The organism is Bradyrhizobium sp. LMG 9283, from assembly GCF_045571415.1.
GTDB lineage: Bacteria > Pseudomonadota > Alphaproteobacteria > Rhizobiales > Xanthobacteraceae > Bradyrhizobium.
On record NZ_CP120691.1, the window covers coordinates 5,397,487 to 5,423,627 of the forward strand.

Sequence of the window (26,141 nt, forward strand, 5' to 3'; positions counted from 1 at the left end):
CGCACTGCGGCAATCGGGTAGGAGGAAGCCTCGCGGCTTCCCCCTCCCACACCACCGTACGTACGGTTCCGTATACGGCGGTTCGTCAAGCACGATTGAGATGGCGGTGCAGTTCGATGAGAGACGGCAAGCCGAGTTGCGTGAAGAAGGCGGCGCGATAGGCATCGTTCATGTGGCTGGCCCCGGCGTTCCACCAGGGGCCTCGGCCGTTGGAGGCCGACCGCCATGCCCGCTCCGGATCGAGCCCGCGTTGCATCAAGCGCTTGCGGCGTGTCCGCGGTCGCTTCCACTGGCGCCAGAGGACGCAGCGCAATTTGCGCCGCATCCAGCCGTCGAGCTCCTCGAACACCCCTTTGGCCTCCGCCAGCCGGAAGTATTGCAGCCAGCCGCGCAGGATGGGGGTTAGGGCTCTGACAGTCGATGCCAGGGTTCGTCCGCGCCCTTGGCGCAACGTCGTCCTCAGCTTGCTCCGCAACCGCTGCACACTCTTGGCCGCGACCCGCAGGCGCGGTTGCTTGTGAGCGGTCATGGTGTAACCGAGGAAGGTACGCGCCCAGGGATGGTCAACAGCACTCTTTGCTGCGTTGACCTTGAGCCGCAGCTGCTCGGTCAGGAAGCGCGTGATCGACGCCATCACCCGCTCGCCGGCCCGCCGCGTCCGCACATAGATGTTGCAGTCGTCGGCGTAACGGCAGAAGGCGTGGCCTCGTCGCTCGAGCTCCTTGTCCAGGTCATCGAGCAGGATGTTCGACAGCAGCGGTGACAGAGGACCGCCTTGCGGCGTGCCTTCGCTCCGTGCCGTCGTGATCCCACCCGTCATCAATCCAGCCTGCAGGTAGCGGCGGATCACCCGCAGCACCCGCCTGTCCGCGACCCGGCGGGCCACTCGTGCCATCAGCACATCATGGTTCACCCGGTCGAAGAACTTCTCCAGATCAAGGTCGACGACGAAGCGTCGGCCCTCGGCCACGTGCGTTCGCGCGGCACGCACCGCATCGTGCGCGCTGCGCCCCGGACGGAAGCCGTACGAAGCCTTGGAGAAGCCTGGATCGAACAGCGGCATCAGCACCTGATGCATCGCCTGCTGGATCAACCGATCCACCACCGTCGGGATGCCCAATTGGCGCATCCCTCCACCGGGCTTGGGGATTTCCACCCCGCGCACCGGCTGCGGCCGATAGCGGCCTTCCAGCAGTTCTTCCTTGATGCGCAGCCAATGCTCCTTCAGATACGGCTGCAACTGCTCCACAGTCATCCGATCGATGCCCGCGGCGCCCTTGTTCGCCACCACCCGATGGTAAGCCGCCATCATGTTCGCTCGGCTGACGATCTTCTCTATCAGCCGCACTTCCACCTCCGGAGGGGAAGGTTGCGATCTTGCCGCGATGTTTGATGCACCCGCCTCCTGCTCTGGCGGCTTCCGGCCGCTGCCCTCGGAGCGGGCATGACGCATCTCAGCGCCATCGTCTGCATCTGCTTCCACCAAGACCGGCCTCCTCCGGTACTCGACGTTCGGCCCTTCACCGGCTTGGTCTGCCGGCTACTACGGCCTCTGCTGACTTCTGCCGCCCCATCCCGACGCCTTGCGGCGCCGGTAGCACACCCGTTGCCGGGGGCAGGACGACAGATCTCCCAGGGTTAGTCGCGTGACCTTCGTGCCATGTACCTGTCGCATCTACGGCCGCATCCTCCGGGTGATATTGGGCTTCGGGAATTCTTGCTCCCTCGCCCGGATGCGGACGCCTCCTATGCGCTTCCTGTTCGTCAGGCCGGCACTTTGCTTACAGCTTCCTTCAGACCCCGCCTCGCGACGACGCCCTTGCTGTTCGGCTAACGGTTCCCATCACCAGGGTCCGTAGAGGACTCTCACCTCCAAGTCATCGATCGGACACCACTCCAATCAAATCGCGCCAGTCACGGCGCTCCGCGCCATGCCTGGCGCACAAGAAAAAGCCCGGCCTCCTGCGAGGCCGGGCTATCCGGTCTTACGACTTAAGCCGAAGATCAGCCGCGCGTACGCGAGCGGATCATGAAGCTGTCATAGGTGTATTCGGCAACCTGCCACCACAGATATTCGTCGGAGCGGTAGGCCTGCATGGCATCGATCGACTTCTTGAAGTCGGCGTTCTTGGCCGAGATCTCCGCCCACAATTCGTTGGTCGCCTTGAGGCAGGCTTCCAGCACCTCGTTGGTGAACGGGCGAAGCTGGGTGCCGCCGGCGACCAGACGCTTCAGCGCCGCCGGGTTCTGCATGTCGTAGCGCGCGGCCATCCAGCTGTTGGCATTGGCCGTCGCATTGGTGAGGATCGCCTGGTAGTTCTTCGGCAGCGCATTCCACTTTTCCAGGTTGGCGAAGGCATGGACGGTCGGACCGCCTTCCCAGAAGCCCGGATAATAGTAGTACTTGGCGACCTTGGCGAAGCCGAGCTTCTCGTCATCGTAGGGGCCGACCCACTCGGCGGCGTCGATGGTGCCCTTTTCCAGCGCGGGATAAATGTCGCCGCCGGCGAGCTGCTGCGGCACCACGCCGACCTTCTGAAGCACCTGGCCGGCGATGCCGCCGATGCGCATCTTGAGACCGGAGAGGTCGGCGACGGTCTTGATCTCCTTGCGGAACCAGCCGCCCATCTGGGTGCCGGTGTTGCCGCAAGGGAAGCCGACCACGTTCGACTTCTTGAAGAACTCGTTGGCAAGCTCGTTGCCGCCGCCCTGATAGAGCCACGAATTCTGCTGGCGCGCGTTGAGGCCGAACGGCACCGAAGCGAAGATCGCGAAGGTCGGGTCCTTGCCGACGTAGTAGTACGACACGGTGTGGCACATCTCGACCGTGCCGCTCGAGGTCGCATCGAGGGCCTGCAGGCCGGGAACGATTTCACCGGCCGCGAACACTTGGATCTGGAACTTGTTGTCAGTCATCTCGGCGACGTATTTCGCCACCTGCTCGGCGCCACCATAGATAGTGTCGAGCGACTTCGGAAAGCTCGAAGTCAGGCGCCACTTCACCTCGGGCGAGGACTGCGCGATCGCCGGCGAGGCCACCGCGGTCGCCGCCGCGCCTGCTGCCGACACTTTGAGAAAATCACGACGCTTCATCTTCAGGTCTCTCCTTGCTGGGGCGTTTCCCCTTGGCTTCTCTTCTTGCCGCCGCGCATTCCGGCAACGCTTTGGGATCGCGTCGAACCGAAGGGGCTTGACTGCCGTGGGCCTTTAACACGGAAGCCCCGCTTGCGGAACGCGACAATGGCATGACGGGGCTCTACGAAAGTCGCATGTCCCCGGAGTTTGCCGTGGAGGCCGGTTCAGGCCGCCGCGATGACACCCTTGAGCTGGTCCCGGACCTGGCCGGCGATGGCGCGGTAGATCGCCGCATGAGGGCCATCCGGCTCGCTGTCGACCACGGGATTGCCGGCGTCCGAGCTGGCGCGAATCGCCATGTGCAGGGGGATCTCGCCCAGGAAGGATACCCCGAGCTTCTCGGCCTCGTGCCGCGCCCCACCATGGCCGAAAATGTCCGACCGCGTGCCGCAATGCGGGCACTGGAAGTAGCTCATGTTCTCGACGATGCCGAGCACGGGCACGTTGACCTTCTTGAACATGGCAAGGCCCCGCCGCGCGTCGATCAGGGACAGGTCCTGCGGCGTCGAGACGATCACGGCGCCCTTGAGCGGCACGTTCTGCGCCAGCGTGAGCTGGGCATCGCCGGTGCCCGGCGGCATGTCGACGACCAGCACATCGAGCTTGCCCCATTCGACGTCGCGCAGCATCTGCGTCACCGCCGACATCACCATGGGACCGCGCCAGATCATCGCGGTCTCCTCCTCGACCAGAAAGCCGATCGACATGATTGCGAGGCCGAAACGCCGAAGCGGAATCATCTTGCGCTCGTCGTTCAGCTCCGGCTTGTCGCGCAGGCCCGTCAGGCGCGGCACCGAGGGGCCGTAGATGTCTGCATCGAGCAACCCGACCTTGAGGCCGAGGTCGCGGAGGCCGAGCGCCAGATTGAGCGCCGTGGTCGACTTGCCGACGCCGCCCTTGCCGGACGCCACCGCAATCACCGCGGCGATGCCGGGGATCTCGGACTGCCGCGCCATCGGCGACCCACCGCCCTGCGGCGGCTTGTGGGCATGGACCGGCTGCACGCCGGGCGAGCCGCGGCTCGGCTGCGGGGGTGGCGGCGGCGCGGCACCCGGCTTGCGCTCGGCGGTCAGCGCCACCATGACCGTGGTGACGCCGGGAATGGTGCGCACGACGGCCTCCGCTTCGGCCCGGACCGATTCCCAGGCCCTTGCCTCGGCGGCATCGACATTGATCGAGAAGAACACCTTGCCGTCCGACGCGCTGATCGCGCTCAGCACATTGGCATGGGTAAGCGCGACCCCGCGGGGTGATTTGACCCTGGCGAGGCTGTCGAGGACCTGTTGCTGCGTCACGCTCAAAGCGCATCTCCTAGAGTTGAGGATGCCCCATTAGAGCGGAAACGCCCAAAAGGCTACTGCCTGCCGATATCGTCAGCCTTTTCGGCAGGCGCCGCCCCCTGCTCGCTGGCGGCCTCGTAGTTCAGCTCGATCATCACCCCGTTGGGGTCGTGGACGAAGATCTGCCAGAGGTCGCCGCCGGGCACCTGGCGGGACTCGAACTTCATCCCCTTTGACGCCAGCCGCTGTTTCATGCCGTCAAAGCCGCGACTGACGAAGGCGACGTGGTGGACAACGCCGGAATCCGGCTTTTGTGGCTCGGCGGTCTGAGAAATGTCGACGAGGTGCACCACCGGCTTACCCTCGCTGTACATCCAGGCGCCCGGGAAGGCGAAATTCGGCCGTGGCCCTTTTTCCAGGCCCAGCACATCCTCGTAGAAGCGGACGGTCTCGGCCAGATTCCGCGTCCGGATGTTGAAATGATCGAGGACGCCAACGCTCACGCCGCCCATGCTCTCGCTCCCTTGTTTTGAAGTCCTTAGGTCGGCCATCCTAGCACAGGAGGCCGCCAAACGAAGCCGTTGCCCTCTGCCCTCAAGGGTTTATGGTGCGCCTCCGATCCGCCCTCACCGCGGAACCAGGCGTCCCCCGCCTGGCAAGAACCGTAAACCCAAACTACGGACAAGGTACCACAATGGCTAAAGTCGCTTTCCTCGGTCTCGGCGTGATGGGCTTCCCCATGGCCGGACACCTCGTGAAAAAAGGGGGCCATGAGGTCACCGTCTACAACCGCACCGCGGCCAAGGCGAAAGAATGGGCGGACAAATTCGGCGGCAAGACCGCACCGACGCCGAAGGCGGCCGCCGAGGGCCAGGATTTCGTGATGTGCTGCGTCGGCAACGACAATGATCTGCGCGCGGTCACGATCGGCCCCGACGGCGCGTTCGCCGGCATGAAGAAGGGTGCGACCTTCGTCGACCATACCACCGCCTCCGCCGAGATCGCACGTGAGCTGGACGCGGCCGCCACCAAGGCCGGCTTCAAATTCGTCGACGCCCCGGTCTCCGGTGGCCAGGCCGGCGCCGAGAACGGTGTGCTGACCGTGATGTGCGGCGGCGCGCAGGACGCCTATTCCAGTGCCGAGCCGATCATCACGGGCGCCTATGCGCGGATGTGCAAACTGCTCGGGCCCGCCGGCTCCGGCCAGCTGACGAAGATGGTCAACCAGATCTGCATCGCCGGTCTGGTGCAGGGTCTCTCCGAGGGCATCCACTTCGCCAAGAAGAGTGGCCTCGACGTCGCCGCGGTGATCGAGACCATCTCGAAAGGGGCCGCACAGTCCTGGCAGATGGAGAACCGCTACAAGACCATGAACGAGGGCAAGTACGATTTCGGCTTCGCGGTCGAATGGATGCGCAAGGACCTCTCTATCTCGCTCGCCGAAGCCCGCCGCAACGGCGCCAATCTGCCGGTGACCGCGCTGGTCGACCAGTTCTACTCCGAGGTCGAGAAGATGGGTGGCAAGCGCTGGGATACGTCGAGCCTGCTTGCGCGCCTGCAACGCTGAGGCGCGAGTTGACGGTCGCTGCCGGGCATCCGCGACCGTCAACGACCCGCCGCGGCACCAGCGCCGCGATGAGGCCTGACAGGCGCATCGAGAAGAACGAATTGGGGGACTAAGTTGCTGAGCGTGATCGCCGCCGTTTTCATTGTAGCGTATGCTGCCATCGCGCTCGAACACCCGCTCGGCGTCAACAAAAGCGCTTCGGCTCTGCTGGGAGCGGGCCTGCTTTGGAGCATTTATGCGCTCGCCGTCGGTGACGCCTCGCTCGTCAACCACCAACTCGACGAATCCGTCGCCTCGACCGCGCAGATCGTTTTCTTCCTGATTGGTGCCATGACGATCGTCGAGGTCATCGACGCCCATAACGGCTTCGAGGTCATCACCTCGGTCATCCGCACCACCAAGCAGATCACGTTGATGTGGATCATCGGCTTCGTGACGTTCTTCCTGAGCGCGATCCTCGACAATCTGACGACCACCATCGTGATGATCTCGCTGATCCAGAAGCTGATCGGCGACAAGAACGATCGCCTGCTGTTTGCGTCCATTATCGTGATTGCCGCCAACGCCGGCGGTGCCTGGACCGTGATCGGCGACGTCACGACGACGATGCTCTGGATCGGCGGACAGATCTCTCCCATCAACATCATGAAATCGGTGTTCCTGCCGTCACTGCTCAACCTGCTGATACCGCTGCTCATCATCGGCTATTCGCTCAAGGGAAAGGAGATCGCCCCTCCACTGCAAGGGCAAGCGCAGGCGCTTAAAGTCGAGCTGTTCGAGCGCAATTTGATGTTCTATCTCGGCCTCGGCACCTTGGTCGCCGTTCCGGTTTTCAAGGCCGTGACGCACCTTGCCCCTTTCATGGGCGTCCTGTTCGGGCTGGGCGTCCTCTGGCTGGTCGGCGAGATCGTTCACCGCCACAAGGACGAGGATGCGCGGCGGCCCCTCACCCTCGTCCATGCGCTGACGCGCATCGACATGAGCTCGATCGTGTTCTTTGTCGGCATCCTCATGGCCGTCGCCTGCCTGGAGCACGCCCGCGTACTGGAACTGTTGGCAAAATGGCTCGATTCGACGGTCGGTCGTCTCGACATCATCGTCATCCTGCTCGGCCTGTTGAGCGCCATCATCGACAACGTGCCGCTCGTTGCTGCGACGATGGGGATGTACAATCTGGCGCAATACCCGCCCGACACCTTCATCTGGGAGTTCATCGCCTATTGCGCCGGCACCGGCGGCTCGATCCTGATCATCGGTTCGGCCGCCGGCGTTGCCGCCATGGGCCTCGAGAAGATCGAGTTCTTCTGGTACGCGCGCCGCATCGCGGGGCCGGCGCTGGTGGGATATTTGACCGGAGCCGTGGTGTACATCGCGCAGCACGCGGCGCTGCATTGAACGGTGCAAGCGAGATTCGAATTAACGCCGGGTTAACGTAATTCTTTAGCTCCTTAAGTCAGCTCTTAAGGATTTCTTGCCACAGATAGACAATGCAGAAGGCCCGCGTCCGGCGTGGGCAGGAATCGTGTTGCTTGATGAGTAACCCCGCTGAAAAGCCCGAGGTTGTGCAGCTTCCGGCCGAACCGGTGAGCGCGCCATCGGCGAGCAGCCGAAGGGCCGCGGCGCAGCGGGTGCGCGAGGCGCGCGACAAGTTAACGTCGACCAGTGGAACCCGGCCGGCTTTCGACGCCGAGATGCTGCGGCAATACGCCCAGACGCGATTGTCTGCCTCCTATGTCGTGATGCTGCTGGTGGTGGCTACCGGCGTGCTGTTCGGGCTGTGGATGCCGCCGATCCCGGCCGCGGCCTGGACCGCCGGCATGCTCTGCATCCACAGCGCCATGATCCGTAGTTGCCGGCGCTTCCTCACCGAGCCCGCCTCGCCTGCCGCGACGCGCGCATGGCGCACGCGCTTCGTCGTGCTCGACCTGCTCTATGGCCTGTGCTGGATGGCGATCCTGATCCATCCCGTGCTCGACATGGTCACGGAAACGCTGATGATGTTCCTGATGCTGCTGGTCATCGCAGTATCGAGCATGCTCGCTGCCAATCTGCCGATCGCAGCCCTTGCCGCCACGGCGCCGGTCGCGGTCGCGATGGCCCTGAGCTTCGTGATGACCGGCTCGCTGGACAATTACATCTTGGCCGCGTTGGCGCTCGCCGCCGAAGGCTATTTCGTCCTGCTGGCGCACCGCCTGCACTCCTCAACCTTTGCCACGCTGGAAGCCCGCGCAGAGAAGGATGCGCTGATCGGCGAGCTGGAACAGGCCAAGGCAATCTCGGACGAAGCGCGCCACCGCGCCGAAGCCGCCAACGTCGCCAAGTCGCGCTTCCTCGCGCAGATGAGCCACGAGCTGCGCACGCCGCTGAACGCCATCCTCGGCTTCTCCGAGGTGATGAAGAGCGAAATCTTCGGCGTGCACGCGGTGCCGGTCTACAAGGAGTACTCGGCGGACATCCATAATTCTGGCGTGCACCTGCTCAACCTCATCAACGAGATCCTCGATCTGTCGCGGATCGAGGCCGGCCGCTACGAACTCAATGAGGAAGCGGTGTCGCTGGTCGGCATCGTCGCCGACTGCCATCATTTGATGAAGCTGCGTGCCTCGAGCCGCGGGATCACCATCCACGAAGTGTTCGAGCAGGCGATGCCGCGGCTTTGGGCCGACGAGCGCGCGATCCGCCAGGTCGTGCTCAATCTGCTCTCCAACGCGATCAAGTTCACCCCGCAAGGCGGCGAGATCTGGCTCAAGGCGGGATGGACCGCCTCGGGCGGACAATATCTCTCGGTGAAGGATACCGGCTCCGGCATCCCCGAGGACGAGATTCCGGTCGTGCTCGCCTCGTTCGGCCAAGGCTCCAATTCGATCAAGTCGGCCGAACAGGGCGCCGGCCTCGGCCTGCCGATCGCTAAGAATCTGATCGACCTGCATGGCGGCACGTTCACGCTGAAATCGAAGCTACGCATCGGCACCGAGGTGATCGTCACCTTCCCGCCGGAGCGCGTGATGAGCGCGCTGGCGCCGCTGTCGGATGATTCTCCGCCGCTCCAGCCGGAGAGTTCCGTCCTGCCGGACGAGAAACGCCGGCCGCGCCACAAGCCGATCATGAGCGCTGGCACAGGCTCCTAACCAGATGCTTGCAGACATGCCCGACCATCCCTCACTATGTCCGTATGAGCAAAGAAACGCCGTGCGTCGCCGTCTGCATGATCGATCCCAAGACCAAACTGTGCTTCGGCTGCGGGCGGACCTTGCCCGAGATCGCGCGCTGGCACGCAATGGAGAGCGCGGACCGGCTCGCGATCATGGCCCTCTTGCCGGCGCGCATGGCGGAGGCTGGACTTGCGCCGATTGCGGCGGCGTCGAAACGCATCTGATCCGCCTGCGTACGTTCGGAGGCGCGCGATGATCCGCCTCCTGCTCGTTCTGATCATGCTCGCCGGCACGGCAGGTGCCGTCGTCGCCTATGGCGATCCCGACCAGATCGCGCGAGCCAGCCACAAGGTCTCTCACATTTTTCGCGCACAGGCCGCCTCCCCGGCGCCGGCCGTCCAGATCCCCCGCGGCCAGGGCGGCGAATTCACGCTGCGCGCGAAGATCAATGGCATCACCGCACCGATGGTGATCGATACCGGCGCGACGTCGGTGGTGCTGACCTGGGAAACCGCAAAGGCGATCGGGCTGCCGCTCGAGATGCTCGAATACGATGTCGACCTCGAGACCGCGGGCGGCCACACCAAGGCGGCCCGGCTCACGCTCGACCGTCTCGCCGTCGGCAAGCTGGTCGAGAAGTCGGTGCCGGCCCTCGTCGTGCAACGCGGCCAGATGAAGACCAATCTGCTCGGCATGAGCTTCCTCGACCGCCTGCAAAGCTGGGGCGTGCGCGCGGACACGCTGATGCTGACCGGGTATCCGGAGCTTCAGAGCAGTCCTCGCCGCTCGCGCACGGCGGTAGACTAGCAGGGGATGGCTACGCCGCCTCCTCGGCCGGCGCGCTTGCTCCGACGCGCGCGATCGCATCGCGCAGCACGTCGAGACCGGCACCCGGCTTCACCCCTTGCTCGGCAAGATGGCGTCGGAACGCCCGTGCGCCAGGCACGGCGTGGAATGCGCCGACGAAATGCCGCGTGATGGCGTGCAGCCGGGTGCCGCGCGACAGCTGCTCTTCGATGTAGGGCATCATCGCCTCGAGTGCGTCCTGCATGGAGGCGTACGGTGCCGCCTCGCCGAAGATGTCGGCATCGACGCTGAGCAGCCGCCACGGCTCCTGATAGGCGGCGCGGCCGAGCATCACGCCGTCGACATGGGCAAGATGCGCCTTTGCCTCGTCAATGCTCCGAACGCCGCCATTGATGATGACGGGCACACCAGGCATCGCGCGCTTGAGCCGATAGACGCGATCATAGTCGAGCGGCGGGATATCGCGGTTCTCCTTCGGCGACAGGCCGTTGAGCCAGGCCTTGCGCGCGTGCACGATCAGCGCATCGCAGCCGGACGCCACCACCGCACGCGCGAGCGCATCGAGCGCGGTCTCCGGATCCTGGTCGTCGATGCCGATGCGGCACTTCACCGTGACGGAGACAGCGACCACGCGCTTCATGGCATTAACGCACCTCGCCACGAGCTCCGGCTCCGCCATGAGGCAGGCGCCGAAACGGCCGTCCTTCACGCGATCGGACGGGCAACCGACATTGAGATTGATTTCGTCATAGCCAAACGCCTCGCCAATCCGCGCGGCCTGCGCCAGTTCCTGCGGATCCGACCCGCCAAGCTGAAGCGCCACCGGATGCTCGCACGCGTCGAACCCAAGCAGCCGCTCCCGATCGCCATGAATGATTGCGCCGGTGGTCAGCATCTCCGTATAGAGCAACCCCCGCCGCGTCAGTTGCCGGTGGAACACCCGGCAATGCCGGTCAGTCCAATCCATCATCGGAGCCACAGAAAATCGATAGTCTTGCGATTTCAATGATTTACCTTATGTTCTCAATGGGATGAACCCGGAACATGTGCACTCCAAACTAGTCGAAATTGCACACGTTTGTACCTGTTTTGACCTCTCAGTGCACACGTAGCGCACACGAAATAGGGAGTGCACACGGCCGTGGCCAGCTTCACTCAATTGCCTTCCGGGAACTGGCGCGTCCAGGTCCGTCGCAAGAACCGCTACGTGTCAGAGACCTTCCGCCGGCGCAAGGACGGCGAAGACTGGGCGCTCGATATGGAGCGCAATATCGACCGCAGTGGATCACCAAAGCCCCGCGCCGCTGTCCAAGCAAAAACGTTCGGTGATATCATCGATCTGCACATCGAGGACATGCACGAGGTCGGCCGCCCTCCCCGCCGCTCCAAGGCAGCAGTATTGGAGGCACTAAAGGAAGCCTTGGGGGTCGGAGCGCCTCGTCGGCGAACGCTTTCCGGCCGACGCCGAGATCAGCCACCGCGCGTCATCGGCAGCTCCGCCCTCCTCCAACGCAGTCGCCAGCGGCCTCTCGGTGAACCGCCAGGCCAGCACCGATCGTCTGCAGGGCCACACATTGGAAATATCGCTCGAAGTCGATGGCGAGGCGATGCTCGAGTTCCTAACCGGCGGCCTGCTGCGGTGGCGGGCCTGCCCGGCCATGCGCTGGACAAGAGCGGCGAGTGCCCCGTCGACGTGGTCGACGCTGCACCTGACGTACTTCTCATCGTGGCGATGCTACCGGCACGCGACCGCGAGACGATGGCCATCGTGCTGGATCTGAGCACACATCACGTCTTGTTCGTCGCCTCGCATCTTGCGCCCGACCAGCGACCCTTTGAAAGAAAGACCAGAGTGAGCCAACGGTTCACGCGAGGCCGGCTCCGCTTTTCAGCGTAGGATTTCCTGCAACACCTCGCCGTCGACCTGGTGGGGCTTGACACCGAGGAGCCGCATGATCGTCGGCGCCACGTCGACGTTGCGCATGCGCGAGATCGTGGTCCTTGGGCGGATCTGCGGGCCGGCGGCGATGAAGGTCGCGCTCATCGCCGTCAGTTCGGGATCGTGGCCATGCGCACCGTAGAAGTTCGGCATGGACAGCGTGGTCGTCGCCGCATTGAATGGCGCATCGCCGAGGCGGGCGACGCCGGGGTTCTGGATCCCGTCGAAATTGTAGCCCGGGGCCATCAGCGCGAACACGTCGCCAAAATCCTGGCCGATAGTCTTGCTGGTGCACAACCCGGTGCCATCCTCGCAGTGCAGCGGCCGGGTTTCGACCACGGTGAAGATCCGCCCCTTCCTAAGCGAGAAGTTGAACCGCGGGTTGGGATCGACCGCGTTCTTCACCGCGTCGGCGACCTGCGTGACCAGCGCGTTGTAGGTCGCCGGATCGACGGTGCCACCCTGCTCGCGGTTCTGCAGATTGACGTAGATATTGACAGCCGGGCCCGAGGTACGGATCGCCACCTTGCTGGTGTCGATGCCGGCATTGCGCAGGACGTTGGTCATGCTGACCGAGGTGTGGAACGGTGCGAAGCCGTGATCCGACACCACGAAGATGTTGCTGTCACGGCCCGCCGCATCGATGATCTGCTTCACCGCCGCGTCGGCGGTCTGATAGGCGAAGCGGATGTAGGAGGCGTACCGCGCCACCTTGGCGGGATCCTGGTTGTCGCCGATCGAGTTGGGGTCGGTCGAGCTGGTGCCCTGGCGGCTATCGGTGAGCAGGAATTGGTGCTCGGAGCCGTCGGGCTGCTCGATGTAGACCATCACCAGGTCGGCGTCGGGATGCTTGCGGATCGCGTGCTCGGCGATGTTCGCCTGGTAGCGAACGAAGGTCTTCACCATGTCCTCATACATCGCCTCGATCTCGGTATCGGGGAAGTTGGTGAAGCCCGGACTCAGCCGCTCCGGAATGCGGAAGTCGGCCTGCGGACGCCAGAACCCGATATTGTTGTTGATGTCATCGACATCGGCCAGCACCGCCGCGTTGCGCGGGATGAAGTTGGCGCCGTAGCGGGCAAAGCGCACGACCGACAGATCGGGCGCAAGCGCCGAGACGAAGTACGCCGCACCGACCTTGGCCCCGCTGCCCTCGAAGAAGAACGGCGCATTCGCGCTGCCGACCTTGGCGTAGGCCGGTCCGGTCGACGGCGCGTGGAAAGGTCCTGCCGTGATCCCGCCGGTCGTGTCGAAGAACACCAGAGTATCGTAGTTCACCGTGTTGTCATTGGTGGTATCGAGCGCCGCCACCCGGATCGCGTACTTGACGTCGAAGGTGGCCGCATTGGTGCAGGTCGCGGTCGGTGCCGACGCGCACGAGAGCGTCTCGATCGCCGTCGGCGTCGCCAGCACCGGGCTGAACGAGAAGTGGCCGGCCACCTGGAGCGCCGCGGCGGTCGCAGAATCGGGCGCGAAGTCGGCCTGAGACAGCGAAAAGCCCCTCGCCCCGATGCCGCCAAACGCCCCGAATGGCACGGTATAGTCGGTGACGCGGGTCGGCTGGGCTGGCTGCACGACCGTGTTGTTGATGGAGACGTCGGCCCCGTCGCTGCCCGGCCACGTCGCAGTGATCACCTTCTTGCCCTGCTGGCGCAGTTGTACCCACAGCGGCACGGCTGTCGGCTGCGACGTAGGCCCGAGCGGGCTCAGGCGATAGCCGCCGATCGGCGCCCCGAAGCCGCTGATGCTTGATGAGATCGGCGCGACGATCGCCTGGAAGGTATTCGAGGGAATGTCGTTGTGAACCGCCGTCGAGCCGGTGGCGATCTCGATGTGCGACACGGCGGTGAGCGACGGCGAGGCAGTCACGTTCTGCTCCGCAATCGCGCCATGATGGCTCAGCCACGCCAGGCCGCCGTCACGCGGCAGCACACCCTCTTTGATGAATTTCTGAATGAAATCGGGCTTGGCACCGTCGAGCGAGATCAGCACCACTCGCCGCGGCTTCCGGTCATGGCCATGCTGGTCGCTGCCATCATTGGCGCGCGCCGGTGCCGCAACGCCGTTCAGTGAAAGAGCAAGCGACATCGCCGTTATCGAGACAAAGGTCTTCAAATTCATAAGAACGCCCCATGTTCGCTGCGCGACTGCGTGGATTTGTCGGGAACGAGAGGCAATGATTAACGGGCTCGCCTAACGCGCATGTGACGTTCAGGCGACGTGCGCAAGTGGCGGCGACGCCGCCGCGAGCTGGCAAAGTGCGCAACAAATTCGTCTGTTCGAAGATAATCGCGGCTGGATGGAAAAACGCATTGACGACCAAGTCAAATCCTGCGTGAAGTCTCATGCCCGCACCCGGTCGGGGAAGCCTCTCGCACCTCTCTTTTTCCTATGATCACATCCGTCAGCTTCGCCTTCCTTGGCATCGCAGGCGCAGGGCTTGCATGGATCGACCTGCGGCGCGGCATTATTCCCGACTGGCTAAATCTTGCGCTTGCGCTGGCCGGGCTTGTCAAGAGCGCGATCCTCAATGGCGGGACCGCTGCATTTAGCGCCGCCGCGCAAGCTGTCATCGTTGGCGCGGTCATATGGCTGCTGCGTCGACTTTATTTCATGCTTCGGCAAGTTCAGGGGCTTGGTCTCGGCGACGTCAAGCTGCTTGCTGCCTCCGCCATCTGGATCGGCATTGAGGGCGTCCCGATGCAGCTCTTGGTTGCGTCGCTGTCCGCACTCGCGGCGGCTGGTGCGATGCAGTTTGTGGGCAAAACCATGACACGGCAAACGTCGCTTCCATTCGGACCTTTTCTTGTTTTCGGCCTGGTGTTCGCGCTCGCGCTTCAGCAGGCCGACTGGATTGATTAGTCCTGTTCGGCTCCGTCCGGCGGCTTTTGGCTTCCCCGCGCAATCGTGCTCTCGGCTTGGACACGGGCAGGTGCGGTCGCTCCGGCTCCGGGCTGCGGCAAGTTCAGCGTTGCGCTCTGCTCGTCGCGCACAAGCGTGACCTCGCGGCCGTGCACTGAGCGCAGCTTCCAGCCCTGATACTCCTCGCCTAGCCTGAGGCGCATAGCCGCCCTGGTGGTCTGATCGATAAAAATCGCAAAACTCTGATCATCACCGGCGATCGTGCCCACTAACGATAGTGGCGGACGCTCCATCCGCGGCGGCTTGGGCTGCGGCGGTGGCGGTCTTGTCGCCGGCACCGCGGCGACCGCCGGCGGCGGTGGTCGCCGCGACGGCGAAAAGATCGGCCGCTCGCGCGTGTTCGACAAGGAGGTGAGCGGGACCGCCCACAGCGGATTAGCGCTCACCGCGCGTTCTGGTGTTGAGGGGACCTGGGTGGACACCATGGGCGTGACCACAGATCCGGGAGTGGCGTGATTCTCCCAGGGTGACGGGTCGGAGACTATTCCCGTGCGGCCCGGACCGGGGGCATCAGCGTCGGAAAAATCCGTCGGCAACGCCAAAGCCAAGCTTGGGACGGCGAGCGCAGACGCCAGCAACAAGGTGGCGCAAAGCGAATGTGGTCCCGTTGTGGCGTGCTTTTTCATTTACTACTACCTTGCCACTGGCCAGAGACAGCGAGCAGCACCCGTAACTTTCCTTCGCCGGAACCAGAGAAACTGGACGGCGATTGCACGACCAGCTGATCGACAAAGAGGAACGGCATGCCGGCCTCCAGATCGTACAGCAATTGCTGCAGGCCAGGCTGATCAATCTCGCAGCTTGCGATCATGGATAGGAAATCGGCCTTCGTGCCCTTCAGGTCGACCTGGGAAGATAACACGTTACCGCCGAGCCTGGTCACCGCAGCAGTGACACGCTGCAAGAGCGCGGCGCCTGCAATCGTCACGGTCGTACCTTCAAGGAATGGCGAGCCGGATCGCGCCGCAGCAGCGGCATTCAAGGCACGCGCGGACGAAGGCCGTCGTCCTTCGAGTTGTTCGAGCATCGCTGCCGATGCCGCGACTTCGGCGCGCTGACCAAGCAGATCGGCTATCGAGCTCACAATCACGAACACCAAGAGAGCTACAATCGTGAAGTAGAGTGCTGCTGCGGAAAACGGTCTGGACAACAGTTTCCGCAAGGTCGCGGTCTGATTCATGAGCCGTCCCCGAAGTAAGGCGTCATGCGAGCCTCGATGTGGAAGCGTTCACCCGGATCGCTTTGGCCTCGCGTGGTCGGCGCAAAGAAAGTGGCGCGGGTGAAGTGCGGCGACTGTTCGATCAACCGGATCAATGACGGTGCATCCTGCGTCATTCCGACCACCTGCATCTTGTCGCCTTCGACCCGCAGCTCGGTCACGTAGGTGGTATCCGGCAACACACGCGATACCGCCTCGAGCACCAGCACGCTCGACGGGGTAGTCTGCTTGCGCTTGGCAAGCAACGCTTCCGCAGATCCGCCCGTTTGGTTGATCCGCAAGACGGCGCGACGTTGCGTGATGTGTTGCTGCAGCTCGTGCTGCTCCGCATCGAGCATGCCACCGACATAGGTGGAAACAATAAGCGAGGCCACTGCCCCAACTACCGCGAGGCTTAAGCCGAGCCGCAATAGCCTGGGCACATCGACCGTGCGGCCGGAGCCGCTCGGCTGAGTCTCGAACAGCCTGATGCGCGCCCCCTCCGCCTCGTGCAGGTCGACCAATCCAGCCACGGATGAAACGCGGAGATCGCCGGCCAGTTTAACCAGCGGCTCGATCTTTTGTCTTGACGTTGCCGCCAACATCAGTCTGATCCGTTCATTCGCGAGCGACGCTGGCGGACTGGTGCCGAACACGGCGTCGCTCGCGGTCCATGGCGTCAACCGATCGATCTGTGTCCGGATCATGCCGTCAAGAAAATCCACCGCCTGTTTTGGGAAATCGAGCGGACGGACCAGCACGTGATCCGGCCTCATCACGATATCGAGTTGGCTGCCACGTAGCGCAGCTACCCACTCAGGCGGCACAGCAGGTTCGGGGCGGTTCTGCACCAGCCGGAACGACAGCTCAGGCAGGCTCGCGCCCCTTCCCGTCGAAGTGACCCGCGCGGTGAAGCCGTTCCCCTCCCCTTCGATCAAGACGATCTGTCGCCGTCGCGCAAGCTTCGCACCGACCGCATCGATTGCGGCCGCCACAGCTGCCGTCCACGTCGCAAACAACTCCTTGATTTCCGATATCATCGTTCACAGCCTTCTGTACGCTTGCGCGCTCACATCGTCCTGCCACGACAGCACCCGGTAGAGCTCCGCGTCGCCACCCAACCTGATCACCACCTCAGAGGCCGTGTGGCGGCCGTTGGGAAAGCGGATTCGGGTCAGGATGCGATAGGCCCGGCTCTTTTCTGCGGTCGCGCTCGCCCTGGCCGGCCCAAGCGCCGCCGCGATGGCGCTGCGGTCGCTTCCGATTTGCACACGCTCACTGAGAAATTGTTTGAGGATCAACGGCGTCATGCCGGGCAAGGCCGCTATGACTTCCGGCGCCGCAATCGTTGCGTCGATGCCCTCCGCACCGCTAAACACGGTGATAAAGGGCAGCGCACGCTGCACGAGTGCTGGGGCAAGCCCGAGTACCAGGCCGAGCTCATTGATATGCGCGAAAGGCGCCTGACGCGGCGAGTAGGCGCGGCCGGCTGCGCGATAGAGCGCTTCTTCATTTGCGGCGGTCTGCGCCGTCGCGCGGCTCCGCCAGGCAACGATGCGCTCAGCACCCTCGCGGGCATCCTCGACCGCCGCACCAAGCGCCGAGAGCAGGCCCTCGAGCAGTTCCTTGGGTGCTCTGTTGAGATCGACGCGGGAGGTCTCCGCAACAAAAGATACAGCGAGATCGGCGCCATTGAGCCGCATCCGAAAGGCGCCTTGCACCGGACGCGCCTCCTCGCCGCCGAGCTGCAATTGATAGGCCGTCAGTTCAGCGCTTGCGGATACCAGCGCCTCCGTCTGCAGGGCAGCGTCATTGAGCGAAAGCGCGCGCGCCGAGCTCGACAGGTAGGCCGAGAAGATCATCGCAAGCGCGGCAAGTGCCGCCACCAGCCATAGCACGGCCACCAGCACGAACCCTAGCTGGGAGGGCAGCCCTGCGCTGCGCCCGGCCAATCCCGTCACGATCCGTCCTGCTTTCTTCCGGCGTTACTGGCGCCGCCATTGTTCTTCGCAGCGTCATCCGCGCTTTCCTTGACCGCATCGTCCGCGTCGCCCGCCGCTGCATTGATGTGGACCGGCGCCACCGAGGAAGCTGCCAACACCCGCCCGGTCGCGGCGTCGCGTATCGTGAGCATGATCGTGACCGGCAACTTTTCCTGCCCCTTCCAGCTGTCCCGGAAAACGCGATCCGGACCGGCGTAAGAGAAAGACAGGCGCAAGGGAGAGCGCAGCAGCACCACCGGATCGGACAGATGTATCTGCTCAGACGGCGACGCGCCGGCCGGCAATGGCCCGAAGGGCGCGCGGGAGCGCACGGTCACCATCCGGCCCTGATCCTCAGCTTCCCCGATCCGCACGACGTCGAGCCCGATGCCGGCGTTGGGACCAAGCGCCGTGCGCACGAAGGTGAGCGCGAATGCCGAGCCGTCGAACAGCGGTCGCGGCAGCTCGCGGCTGGCCGGCACGAATTCGGCGGCCGCAAGATCGCCAGCGATCCGCTGAATGCCTATGCCGACCTGCTCGGTCTCTTGGACGCGCTCGATGCCGCGATTCCAGTTCGGCAGCCACTGTGCCGTGATGTTGGCAAGCGCCGAGAGTACGAGCCCGGTCAGCGCAAGCGCCACCAGCGCCTCGATCAGCGAGAATCCCGATTGGCCGCTCTCCGTATTCCTGCTCATGTTCGATGCTGCGGCCTCGGTATCAGTCGCACGGTTTCGATGTCGACCGTCGCCCCGCTGGTTGCGCGGACGCGAATCCTGATCCGTTCGGGTATCCAGGCCACCCGCTCGTCGTTGGCCTCCCAGCCGCCGCGAAGCGGGCTGACATCAACCTGCCAACGGTAGTCGCGGAGCTGGCCGGACAAGCTGCCGGGACTGATGTCCTTGCGCGGCGGAATGGCCGTCGCCAATACGGTCTGCGCGGCTTGCATCAACGCCAAGTGATCCTCCAGCGCCCGCACGCTTCGGGCGTTGGTCGACATGACCGATCCGATCGCCACGATGCTGGCAGCAACGACCGCAAGCGCGATCAGCACCTCGATGATGGTGAAGCCGGCCTCATTCCGGTCAATTGGCGATTTTGGAGCGGGAGACAATTTCGATCCTTCCGGTCAGCCAGTTGACGCGAATTTCATAAGCCGTATCGAGCCGCGCGAGCGCGATCGTGCCACCACAGGACATGCCGTCGGCAAAAAAACTGATGGTCGAAAGCGCCGGCCGCTGGCGACAGGTCTGCGGCAGCAGCGCGTCGAGGCGAACGTCATCGGGAATCCGGATGATCCTGCCGGATGCGCCGGAGCGGATCGCGCGGGAGGGCGCGTCAATAGTCGTCGCAACATTGCCGCCGCGTGCCACAGCGGCATTTCGATCGCCTTTGAGCAAGGTTGCCGTTTCCAGCGCATAGGCCTGCAGGCGAGAGCGCGAGGTGTGACGGGGCACAAACGGCAGCAGCACGGAAGCGAGCATCGCGATTAGTGCAATGACACACACCATTTCGAGCAGCGTAAAGCCCCGTTGCGGCACATCATTCATTGCTCGCGCTCGTCATGTTGTTCAGCGAGATATCCGCGGCGGCAGCGCTGCCTCCTTCCTGGCCGTCGGAACCGTAGGAGATGATGTCGAAGGCGCTGTGCTCACCCGGCGCGCGGTAGACGTAGGGGTGATTCCACGGATCGTTCGGAACTACGCTGCCCTTCAGGTACGGACCGTTCCAGGCGGCAACACCGGGCGTTCGGCGCACCAGGGCGGTCAGCCCTTCCGCGGTTGACGGGTAGCGGCCAGTGTCGAGATTGAACAGGTCGAGCGCGCTGGCAAAGCTCTGCATCTGGATCTTCGCCGCCTTGACCTTGGACTCGCTCAGATAATTCAGCACGCGCGGGCCGATCAGGCCCATGATCAGGCCGATGATGGTGATGACGACAAGCATCTCGACCAGCGTGAAGCCCTGCTCGCCGTGCCGGCGCGCATCCCCAGTGGCACACTGCGCAATTCTGACCGAAGGCTGCTTCGACATGGCGACCAATCCTCACATTCATCCGACGAGTTGTGTGACCGACAGAAGGGCTGTCATCACGGAGACAATCAGCCCGCCGACAACGGCGCTGATTGTCACGATTGCCAGCGGCCCGATGATGCCGACGATGCGGTCGAGGCTGCGCTGCAGTTTGGCCTCATAAAATTCCGCCACGCGACCGGCGAGCGTCGGCAGCTGGCCGGTTTCCTCGCCGAGCCGCAGCATGCGAAGTGCCATCGGCGGCAGGCTCATCGAAGCCGAAAGCGCTTCGGACAGTTTGCCGCCGTGCCGCACGCGGTCGGCGGCTTCGCTCCACGCGTTGACCTCTCCGGTCACCGCCATGATGTCGACCAGGATGCGCAGGCTCGCGGTCAGGCTGACGCCGCTGCCGAGCAGGACGCCAAGATTGCGGCAGAAGAGGCTCGTCCGGTAGTAGCCGAAAATGCTGGCAATGCCCGGCATCCGCGCCAGGCCGCCGATGACGCCGGTTCTCGTCCCTGGTTGACGCAGCAGAATCCACGCCGCAGCGACCAGGGCTGCGCCCGCCAGCATCAGCGCCGTGCCGTTCGCGCGCATGAACTCCGAAATGGAGATAAACATGCCGAGCGCAGAGTCCGACCTGCTGCCGAAATCCTGCAGCACGTTGGAAAATTGCGGCAGCACGAACAACATGAAGAACAGCATGACGCCGATGGCTGCAATCAGCACGAAGAGCGGATATTGCATGGCGTCGGCAAGCCTGCGGCGCATCTGTTCGGCGCGCGCGCGCTCGGTACCGAGCATCTCCAGTACCTGATCCAACGTACCCGACAGTTCACCCACCCGCACCAGCGCGACATACATCCGCGGAAACAGCGCGGGGTGCGTCGCCACCGCATCGGCCAGGCTCTCCCCGCTCAGCAGCGCGCCCCGCAGCTTGCCCACCACCGGCCGGAGGCGGCCGACATCGGCATCGCTCGCGAGCAATTCAAGCGCATCGTCGAGGCGCGCCCCCGCTTTCAGCAACAGCGCAAGATCGCGGGTAAAGGTCGTCACTTCCGCCGCGCTCGGCTTGTTGAACCGGCCCCAGCCTCCGGATGAGGCGATGCGCTTCTCCTCGACGGTTTCGATCGGCAGCAAACGAAGATACTCGATCCGGGCCGCGACCTCAGCGGCAGTCGGCGCCGAAATTGTGCCGTTCACCAGTTCACCGGTTTGCGTCAGTGCTCGGTAGCGGAAATTTGGCACGAGCTATCTCACGGTCGTAACGCGCAGGATTTCCGCAGGCGATGTCACTCCAGCGCGGCACTTGGCGATACCGTCGTCGAGCATCGTGGTCATACCGGCGCGAATCGCAGCCTGGTCGATCTTGAGTCCGTCGGCGTTGTCTCCGATCAGTTCGCGCAGCTCGTTGTCGAGCTCGAGGATCTCGAACACGCCGAGCCGACCGCGATAGCCGAGACCGGCGCAGCGTTCGCACCCGCACGGCTGATGAATCGTCTCGCCTGCCTTGAAGCCAAGCGAGGCAAGCCGCGGATCTTCGGCGAGGTCATCCCCGCACAAGACGATCGGCGATTTGCAGCGATCGCAGAGCTGGCGAACAAGGCGTTGCGCGATGACGGCCCTCAATGTCGAGCGCAACAAATACCCTTCGACGCCGAGGTCGAGCAGGCGCGGCACTGCCGCAGCTGCCGTTTCCGTGTGCAGCGTCGTGAGAACGAGGTGCCCCGTTAGCGCCGCATGGACAGCGACATGCGCGGTTTCGGAGTCGCGCACCTCACCGACCATGATGACGTCGGGGTCCTGGCGCACGAAAGAGCGCAGTGCGTTCGCAAAGGTCAACCCGATCGCAGGCTTTACCTGCGACTGATTGACTCCCGGGATTTCATATTCGACCGGATCCTCGATCGTCAGAATTTTGCGGATCGGCTCATTCAGCACCGACAAGATAGTGGCGAGCGTTGTGGTCTTGCCGCTGCCGGTCGGTCCGGTGATCACGACCATGCCATGGGGCAGTTTCAAAAGCCGCCTGAGCTTGGCTTCGTCGGTCGGCGTGAAACCGAGCTTATCGATCACCAGCAGCCCGCGATCTTTCGGCAGGATGCGGATCACGGCGGCCTCGCCGTGCTGGGTAGGCATGATCGCCACGCGGATATCGATGTCACCGCGGCCGACGCGCAGGCGCGCGGCGCCGTCCTGCGGCAGGCGGCGTTCGGCAATGTTGAGGCTGGCGATGATCTTGATACGCGAGATCACGGCTTGTGGAAGCACGCCAGTGGGCGCCGCAATAGGCCGCAGCATACCGTCGATCCTCAGCCGGACCACAAGGCCGGCCAGAAACGGCTCGATGTGGATATCGCTCGCCCTGAGCTCGATGGCCTTTTCGAGCAGGTCATTGACCGCGCGCACGACGGGGGCGCCGCTCGCGAGATCGCGCAGGCTCTCGATGTCATCCTCGCGCAGCTGGCGAAGACTGTCCGCCTCGTCTCGGCCGCTCAGAACCTCGTCCGAAAGCTGTCGGTCCAAGAGGATACCGAGATCTTCGAACGAGGCTACGGTAATCTGAAGGTTAGGACCCAGCACGATTTCGGCGGCGCGCCTTGCCGCCTGATCGCCCGGATCGGCCATGGCGAGCCCAGTGCTGTCTTCCGTCGCCCGATAAGGATAGACCAGCGTTTCCCGAAGAAACCGCTGTGAGAACGCGGCAGTCAGTGGTGTGGATGCCAGCAAGTCCTGCAGCATCACGCGTTTGAGACCAAAAAAGCGAGCCGCCTCGTCGGCGAACTCGCCGGCCGAAAGATCGGTAGCCTCCCAAAGCTTGACCTGTGGGCCGGACGGCAAGCTGGCTTGCCGACCATCGGCCTGGTGGTGGCCCCCGCTCTCCTGCTCAGCCTCTTGCGCCTGAGGCATCTTCAGGTGTCGAGCCCGGCGAAGATGCTCGACGAAATGCGATGAGTAATGACCGGTCATGCCTGTTTCCAGTCAGACTCCTGGCGTGAGCGGATAAAGAGGTGCCAGCGCTGCCAATGATCGCCGGAGATAGAGTTATTGACCCCCAATGTGACACCTGTACGAAGCCGCGGACATCGTGGACAACCCATACCAAGCGTCGTCGCATCAGCTTGCTAAACATTACTGTCATACTTCCCGCTTAAGGGATGCGTACTGGTCCGGATCGGCCTCGGCACGGTCCGAGACCCGCATGTTCAAGAGTGGGATCGGCGAAGGTATGGTGCGTATCGGCAATCAGCGCCGATCCCGGATGATTGCGCGCAGCATCTGCGTGGCTGCATTGATACTTTGCGCCGCAGCTATACTGTCATCGTGCAATTTCGTGAGCGTCGGAGCTCCGCCGCCGGCGGAAGTCGACGTGCTCGACAAGGTGCGCTCGCTGGACATTCTGCCCCGGCAGACCCAGAACGTGAACGCCGTGCAGACCAATGCCGGTGAGCGCAGCCGCGCCGCCGTCTATGAGGGGACCGTCATCTCCGATGTCGCGGAAGCGCGAGCGCAACGGCCGGCGTCCGGCAACGGCTACGACCTCAATTTCGAGACCACACCGATTGCGACCGTCGCAAAGGTTGTCCTGGGCGACATCCTCAATACCGGCTACACGATCGACCCGCGCGTGCAGGGCACGGTGACACTGGTATCCGTTCGCCCCGTCGCCAAGTCAGACATCGTCTTTGTACTCGAAAATGCGTTGCGGCTCTCGGGTGTCGTGCTGGTCCGCGACACGGCCGGATATCGGCTGACGCCACTTGGCGATGCCGTCGGGTCCGGACAGGTGGACGCGCAGGTCGCCAGCGCCGAGCCGGGCTATGGCGTCTCGATCGTGCCGCTACAATACGTGTCGGCACCGACCATACTGAAGCTGATGGACAGCTTTGCCACCAAACCTGGCATGGTCCGCGCAGATGCAACGCGAAATCTCCTTCTGATTCAGGGCACTGGCGGCGAGCGCCGCACCGCTGTCGAAACCGCCATGAGCTTCGACGTCGACTGGATGCGCGGCCAATCCGTCGGCATCTTCCCGGTCAGCAACAGCGCGCCGGAACCGATCATCTCCGAATTGGAAAAGATCATGGATTCCGGCGAAGCCGGGCTCAGCCAAAGCCTCGTCAAGCTGCAGCCGATCAGCCGGCTCAATGCAATTATGGTCGTCAGCCGGAAGCCCGCGCTTCTGCGCACGGCTGCCACCTGGATCAAACGGCTCGACCAAGCCGATACCGCGCGCACCAGCGTGCACGTTTACCGCGTCAAATATGGCGAGGCCCGCCAGATTGCGCAGGTGCTGACGGAAATGTTTGTCGGCGGGTCATCGGCCTCGCTCGAAAGCGCCGACAATCAGCTCGCGCCGGGATCGGGGTCAACGACGACGTCCAGCCCGGCCGACCGCCTGTCGCTGAACGCGAACTCCCCCGCTTCAACCGGCGGCTTCGCCGCGCGCCCGTCCACCGGCATGAGCGGGACGACGCCGCAAGGGTTCGGTCAACCGCAGCAGGCGAACGGGAATTCACCCAACGGCAGCGCGCTCGATTCCCGAAGCACCGCCAGCACAGGGCAGCCGCTGATGCCGGGCGTACGCATCACGCCTGACACCGTCAACAACACTCTTCTGATCTATGCCGATCAGGGCAACTACAGGATCATCGAAGCCACCCTGCAGCAGATCGATCGTCCCGCTCTGCAGGTCGCAATCGACGCCACGATCGCGGAAGTCACGCTCAACAATCAGTTGAACTATGGCGTACAGTTGTACCTGACCAGCCGTGATTTCGGCTTGCGGCCGGACAAGGGCTCCGTTCTGAACACCCAATCCTCCCAGGCGCCCGGCACGACGACGAGCTCGGTCGCGGGCGCTGTCACCAACGCTTTTATCAACCGCGCCTTTCCCGGGTTCAACTTCCTGGTCGGCTCAGAGGCGCAGCCGAGCGCTATTCTCGACGCGCTGCACTCCGTTACCAGCGTGAAAGTACTGTCCAATCCGTCGCTGGTCGTTATCAACAACCAGGCCGCAACGCTTCAGGTCGGCGATGTCGTGCCGATCTCGACCGGCAGCGCCACGGTGCTGACCACGAACAATACAGTCGTCAATACGATCGACTATCGAAACACCGGCATCATTCTCCGGGTATCCCCGCGCATCAACGTCAACGGCAATGTCAGGCTCGACGTCGAGCAGGAGATCAGCAACGTCTCGCCTGCGACCGCTGCGAGTCTAACGCCGACCGTATCCCAACGCCGGGTCAAGAGTTCGATCTCGGTGGCCACGGGACAGACGGTGTTGCTCGCAGGGCTGATCAGCGAGCAGCAAAACGGCGACCGCAACGGCATTCCGCTGCTGGATCAGATTCCGGGGATCGGCGACGCCTTCTCGCATCAAGGCAAGAAGGGAACGCGGACCGAATTGATCATCTTCATTCGCCCCCAGATCATCCGCGACAGCCTCGACGCTCACCAGGTAGCGGAGGAATTGCGGTCGAAATTGCGGGGCAGCGTGGGAGCGAGCACCGATGATCTGCGGGTCCCGACGGTACGTTAGGCCATTCGGGCTCGCGCGCCCGCGCCGCTTCGCGGCAAGCCTCATCCTTATCGCCTGTTGCTCGACGGGGACGATTCCGGCGCGTGCCGACGCGCTTGCCCGCGCCAACGCAGCTTACGCGCGGGGAGATCATGTCCGTGCGGTCAATCTGTTGATCCCGCTTGCGCTGAGTGGCAACTCGAGGGCGCAGGCCTTGCTGGGGTTCATGTCGGAGAACGGCTTTGGCGTGCCGCAGGCCTATGATGCCGCTGCTGATATGTATTTTCAGGCCGCGCTCCGCGGAAATCCGTTCGCGCAGGCCATGCTCGGCTTGCTCTATGACAAGGGCCATGGCGTGCCGCAGGATTTCGTGTTGGCGTATCAATGGCTGAACCTCGCCGCCGCGCGGGCGCCGAAACGCGATCGCGACTACTACCTGCGGCTACGCAACGCGGTCGCCTCGAAAATGTCGCAGGATCAGATCGCGGAGGGACAACATCTGGCGCTGCGTTTCGCAACTGGTCGCCCCTGAACTTGCTGTCACATTGCAGAAACGTGACAGGGCTCGATAAACACTAGTGAGCGCGAAAAGCTCGAACCGCCAACAATCTCAGTTGATCCATCATGG

25 protein-coding genes are annotated in these 26,141 nt (G+C 63.7%); 10 read left to right on the forward strand and 15 right to left on the reverse strand.

Translation table 11 applies throughout. The annotated features are described in order from the left end of the window. Positions 1-85: 85 nt before the first annotated feature. The 4 genes from ltrA to P6U29_RS25655 form a co-directional block, all read right to left on the reverse strand. Complete coding sequence (ltrA, locus tag P6U29_RS25640) at positions 86-1,483, reverse strand: group II intron reverse transcriptase/maturase (RefSeq protein ID WP_407119254.1); 1,398 nt, start codon at positions 1,481-1,483, stop codon at positions 86-88. Positions 1,484-2,004: 521 nt separating this feature from the next. Next, positions 2,005-3,093 (reverse strand): TRAP transporter substrate-binding protein, encoded by a 1,089-nt coding sequence (locus tag P6U29_RS25645; protein ID WP_407112872.1) that lies wholly within the window; start codon positions 3,091-3,093, stop codon positions 2,005-2,007. 206 nt (positions 3,094-3,299) lie between these two features. Beyond that, positions 3,300-4,436 (reverse strand): Mrp/NBP35 family ATP-binding protein, encoded by a 1,137-nt coding sequence (locus P6U29_RS25650; protein ID WP_407112873.1) that lies wholly within the window; start codon positions 4,434-4,436, stop codon positions 3,300-3,302. Positions 4,437-4,489: 53 nt separating this feature from the next. After that, on the reverse strand, positions 4,490-4,927 hold the full coding sequence (locus P6U29_RS25655; protein ID WP_407112874.1) for a VOC family protein: 438 nt from the start codon (positions 4,925-4,927) through the stop codon (positions 4,490-4,492). A 182-nt stretch (positions 4,928-5,109) separates the two neighbouring features. On the opposite strand from P6U29_RS25655, the gene P6U29_RS25660 reads away from it, so the two are divergent. From P6U29_RS25660 to P6U29_RS25680, 5 genes are all read left to right on the forward strand, one after another. Then, positions 5,110-5,982, forward strand: a complete 873-nt coding sequence (locus tag P6U29_RS25660; protein WP_407112875.1) for an NAD(P)-dependent oxidoreductase — start codon at positions 5,110-5,112, stop codon at positions 5,980-5,982. 114 nt (positions 5,983-6,096) lie between these two features. Continuing rightward, positions 6,097-7,377, forward strand: a complete 1,281-nt coding sequence (nhaD, locus tag P6U29_RS25665; RefSeq protein WP_407112876.1) for a sodium:proton antiporter NhaD — start codon at positions 6,097-6,099, stop codon at positions 7,375-7,377. Between the two features lie 137 nt (positions 7,378-7,514). Further along, a complete protein-coding gene (locus P6U29_RS25670; protein WP_407112877.1) occupies positions 7,515-9,110 on the forward strand; it encodes a sensor histidine kinase in 1,596 nt (531 codons plus the stop codon). Between the two features lie 44 nt (positions 9,111-9,154). After that, positions 9,155-9,358: a DUF1289 domain-containing protein gene (locus P6U29_RS25675; protein ID WP_407112878.1), complete on the forward strand. Its 204-nt coding sequence runs from the start codon at positions 9,155-9,157 to the stop codon at positions 9,356-9,358. 28 nt (positions 9,359-9,386) lie between these two features. Next, positions 9,387-9,941, forward strand: coding sequence for a TIGR02281 family clan AA aspartic protease (locus tag P6U29_RS25680; protein ID WP_407112879.1), 555 nt, complete (start codon positions 9,387-9,389; stop codon positions 9,939-9,941). 10 nt (positions 9,942-9,951) lie between these two features. Here P6U29_RS25680 and dusA read toward each other — a convergent pair whose 3' ends face one another. Beyond that, positions 9,952-10,911: a tRNA dihydrouridine(20/20a) synthase DusA gene (gene dusA / locus P6U29_RS25685; protein ID WP_407112880.1), complete on the reverse strand. Its 960-nt coding sequence runs from the start codon at positions 10,909-10,911 to the stop codon at positions 9,952-9,954. 171 nt (positions 10,912-11,082) lie between these two features. Here dusA and P6U29_RS25690 point away from each other — a divergent pair, with 171 nt between their 5' ends. Continuing rightward, positions 11,083-11,838 (forward strand): hypothetical protein, encoded by a 756-nt coding sequence (locus P6U29_RS25690; RefSeq protein ID WP_407112881.1) that lies wholly within the window; start codon positions 11,083-11,085, stop codon positions 11,836-11,838. On the opposite strand, the gene P6U29_RS25695 is transcribed toward P6U29_RS25690, so the two are convergent. Beyond that, positions 11,830-14,001 carry an alkaline phosphatase family protein gene (locus P6U29_RS25695; RefSeq protein WP_407112882.1) on the reverse strand — a complete coding sequence of 724 codons (2,172 nt, stop codon included), beginning with the start codon at positions 13,999-14,001 and terminating at the stop codon, positions 11,830-11,832. The two genes, P6U29_RS25690 and P6U29_RS25695, sit on opposite strands and share 9 nt — an antisense overlap. Positions 14,002-14,271: 270 nt before the next feature. On the opposite strand from P6U29_RS25695, the gene P6U29_RS25700 reads away from it, so the two are divergent. After that, on the forward strand, positions 14,272-14,742 hold the full coding sequence (locus tag P6U29_RS25700; protein ID WP_407112883.1) for a prepilin peptidase: 471 nt from the start codon (positions 14,272-14,274) through the stop codon (positions 14,740-14,742). Positions 14,743-15,003: 261 nt separating this feature from the next. Further along, a complete protein-coding gene (locus P6U29_RS25705; RefSeq protein ID WP_407112884.1) occupies positions 15,004-15,258 on the forward strand; it encodes a hypothetical protein in 255 nt (84 codons plus the stop codon). Positions 15,259-15,424: 166 nt separating this feature from the next. Here P6U29_RS25705 and gspM read toward each other — a convergent pair whose 3' ends face one another. Genes gspM through P6U29_RS25750 form a run of 9 tightly spaced genes read right to left on the reverse strand, consistent with a single transcriptional unit; the run spans position 15,425 to position 22,959 of the window. Next, positions 15,425-15,982: a type II secretion system protein GspM gene (gspM, locus tag P6U29_RS25710; RefSeq protein ID WP_407112885.1), complete on the reverse strand. Its 558-nt coding sequence runs from the start codon at positions 15,980-15,982 to the stop codon at positions 15,425-15,427. Continuing rightward, the gene (locus P6U29_RS25715) at positions 15,979-17,040 is read right to left on the reverse strand and encodes a PilN domain-containing protein (RefSeq protein WP_407112886.1); all 1,062 of its coding nucleotides are present in this window, start codon (positions 17,038-17,040) and stop codon (positions 15,979-15,981) included. The genes gspM and P6U29_RS25715 overlap by 4 nt, the downstream gene beginning before the upstream one ends. Before the next feature lie 3 nt (positions 17,041-17,043). Next, positions 17,044-17,961 carry a general secretion pathway protein GspK gene (locus tag P6U29_RS25720; protein WP_407112887.1) on the reverse strand — a complete coding sequence of 306 codons (918 nt, stop codon included), beginning with the start codon at positions 17,959-17,961 and terminating at the stop codon, positions 17,044-17,046. Then, positions 17,958-18,623 (reverse strand): hypothetical protein, encoded by a 666-nt coding sequence (locus P6U29_RS25725; protein ID WP_407112888.1) that lies wholly within the window; start codon positions 18,621-18,623, stop codon positions 17,958-17,960. Before P6U29_RS25725 ends, P6U29_RS25720 begins: the two co-directional genes overlap by 4 nt. Positions 18,624-18,673: 50 nt before the next feature. Continuing rightward, positions 18,674-19,033, reverse strand: coding sequence for a hypothetical protein (locus tag P6U29_RS25730; RefSeq protein WP_407112889.1), 360 nt, complete (start codon positions 19,031-19,033; stop codon positions 18,674-18,676). Between the two features lie 31 nt (positions 19,034-19,064). Continuing rightward, positions 19,065-19,529, reverse strand: a complete 465-nt coding sequence (locus P6U29_RS25735; RefSeq protein WP_407112890.1) for a Tfp pilus assembly protein FimT/FimU — start codon at positions 19,527-19,529, stop codon at positions 19,065-19,067. Beyond that, positions 19,522-20,010 carry a type II secretion system major pseudopilin GspG gene (gene gspG / locus P6U29_RS25740; protein ID WP_407112891.1) on the reverse strand — a complete coding sequence of 163 codons (489 nt, stop codon included), beginning with the start codon at positions 20,008-20,010 and terminating at the stop codon, positions 19,522-19,524. Before gspG ends, P6U29_RS25735 begins: the two co-directional genes overlap by 8 nt. 18 nt (positions 20,011-20,028) lie before the next feature. Continuing rightward, on the reverse strand, positions 20,029-21,237 hold the full coding sequence (locus tag P6U29_RS25745; RefSeq protein ID WP_407112892.1) for a type II secretion system F family protein: 1,209 nt from the start codon (positions 21,235-21,237) through the stop codon (positions 20,029-20,031). Between the two features lie 3 nt (positions 21,238-21,240). Continuing rightward, positions 21,241-22,959 carry a GspE/PulE family protein gene (locus tag P6U29_RS25750; RefSeq protein WP_407112893.1) on the reverse strand — a complete coding sequence of 573 codons (1,719 nt, stop codon included), beginning with the start codon at positions 22,957-22,959 and terminating at the stop codon, positions 21,241-21,243. 259 nt (positions 22,960-23,218) lie between these two features. Here P6U29_RS25750 and gspD point away from each other — a divergent pair, with 259 nt between their 5' ends. Beyond that, a complete protein-coding gene (gene gspD / locus P6U29_RS25755; protein WP_407119424.1) occupies positions 23,219-25,534 on the forward strand; it encodes a type II secretion system secretin GspD in 2,316 nt (771 codons plus the stop codon). After that, positions 25,506-26,045, forward strand: a complete 540-nt coding sequence (locus P6U29_RS25760; RefSeq protein WP_407112894.1) for a tetratricopeptide repeat protein — start codon at positions 25,506-25,508, stop codon at positions 26,043-26,045. The genes gspD and P6U29_RS25760 overlap by 29 nt, the downstream gene beginning before the upstream one ends. Positions 26,046-26,141: the final 96 nt, after the last annotated feature.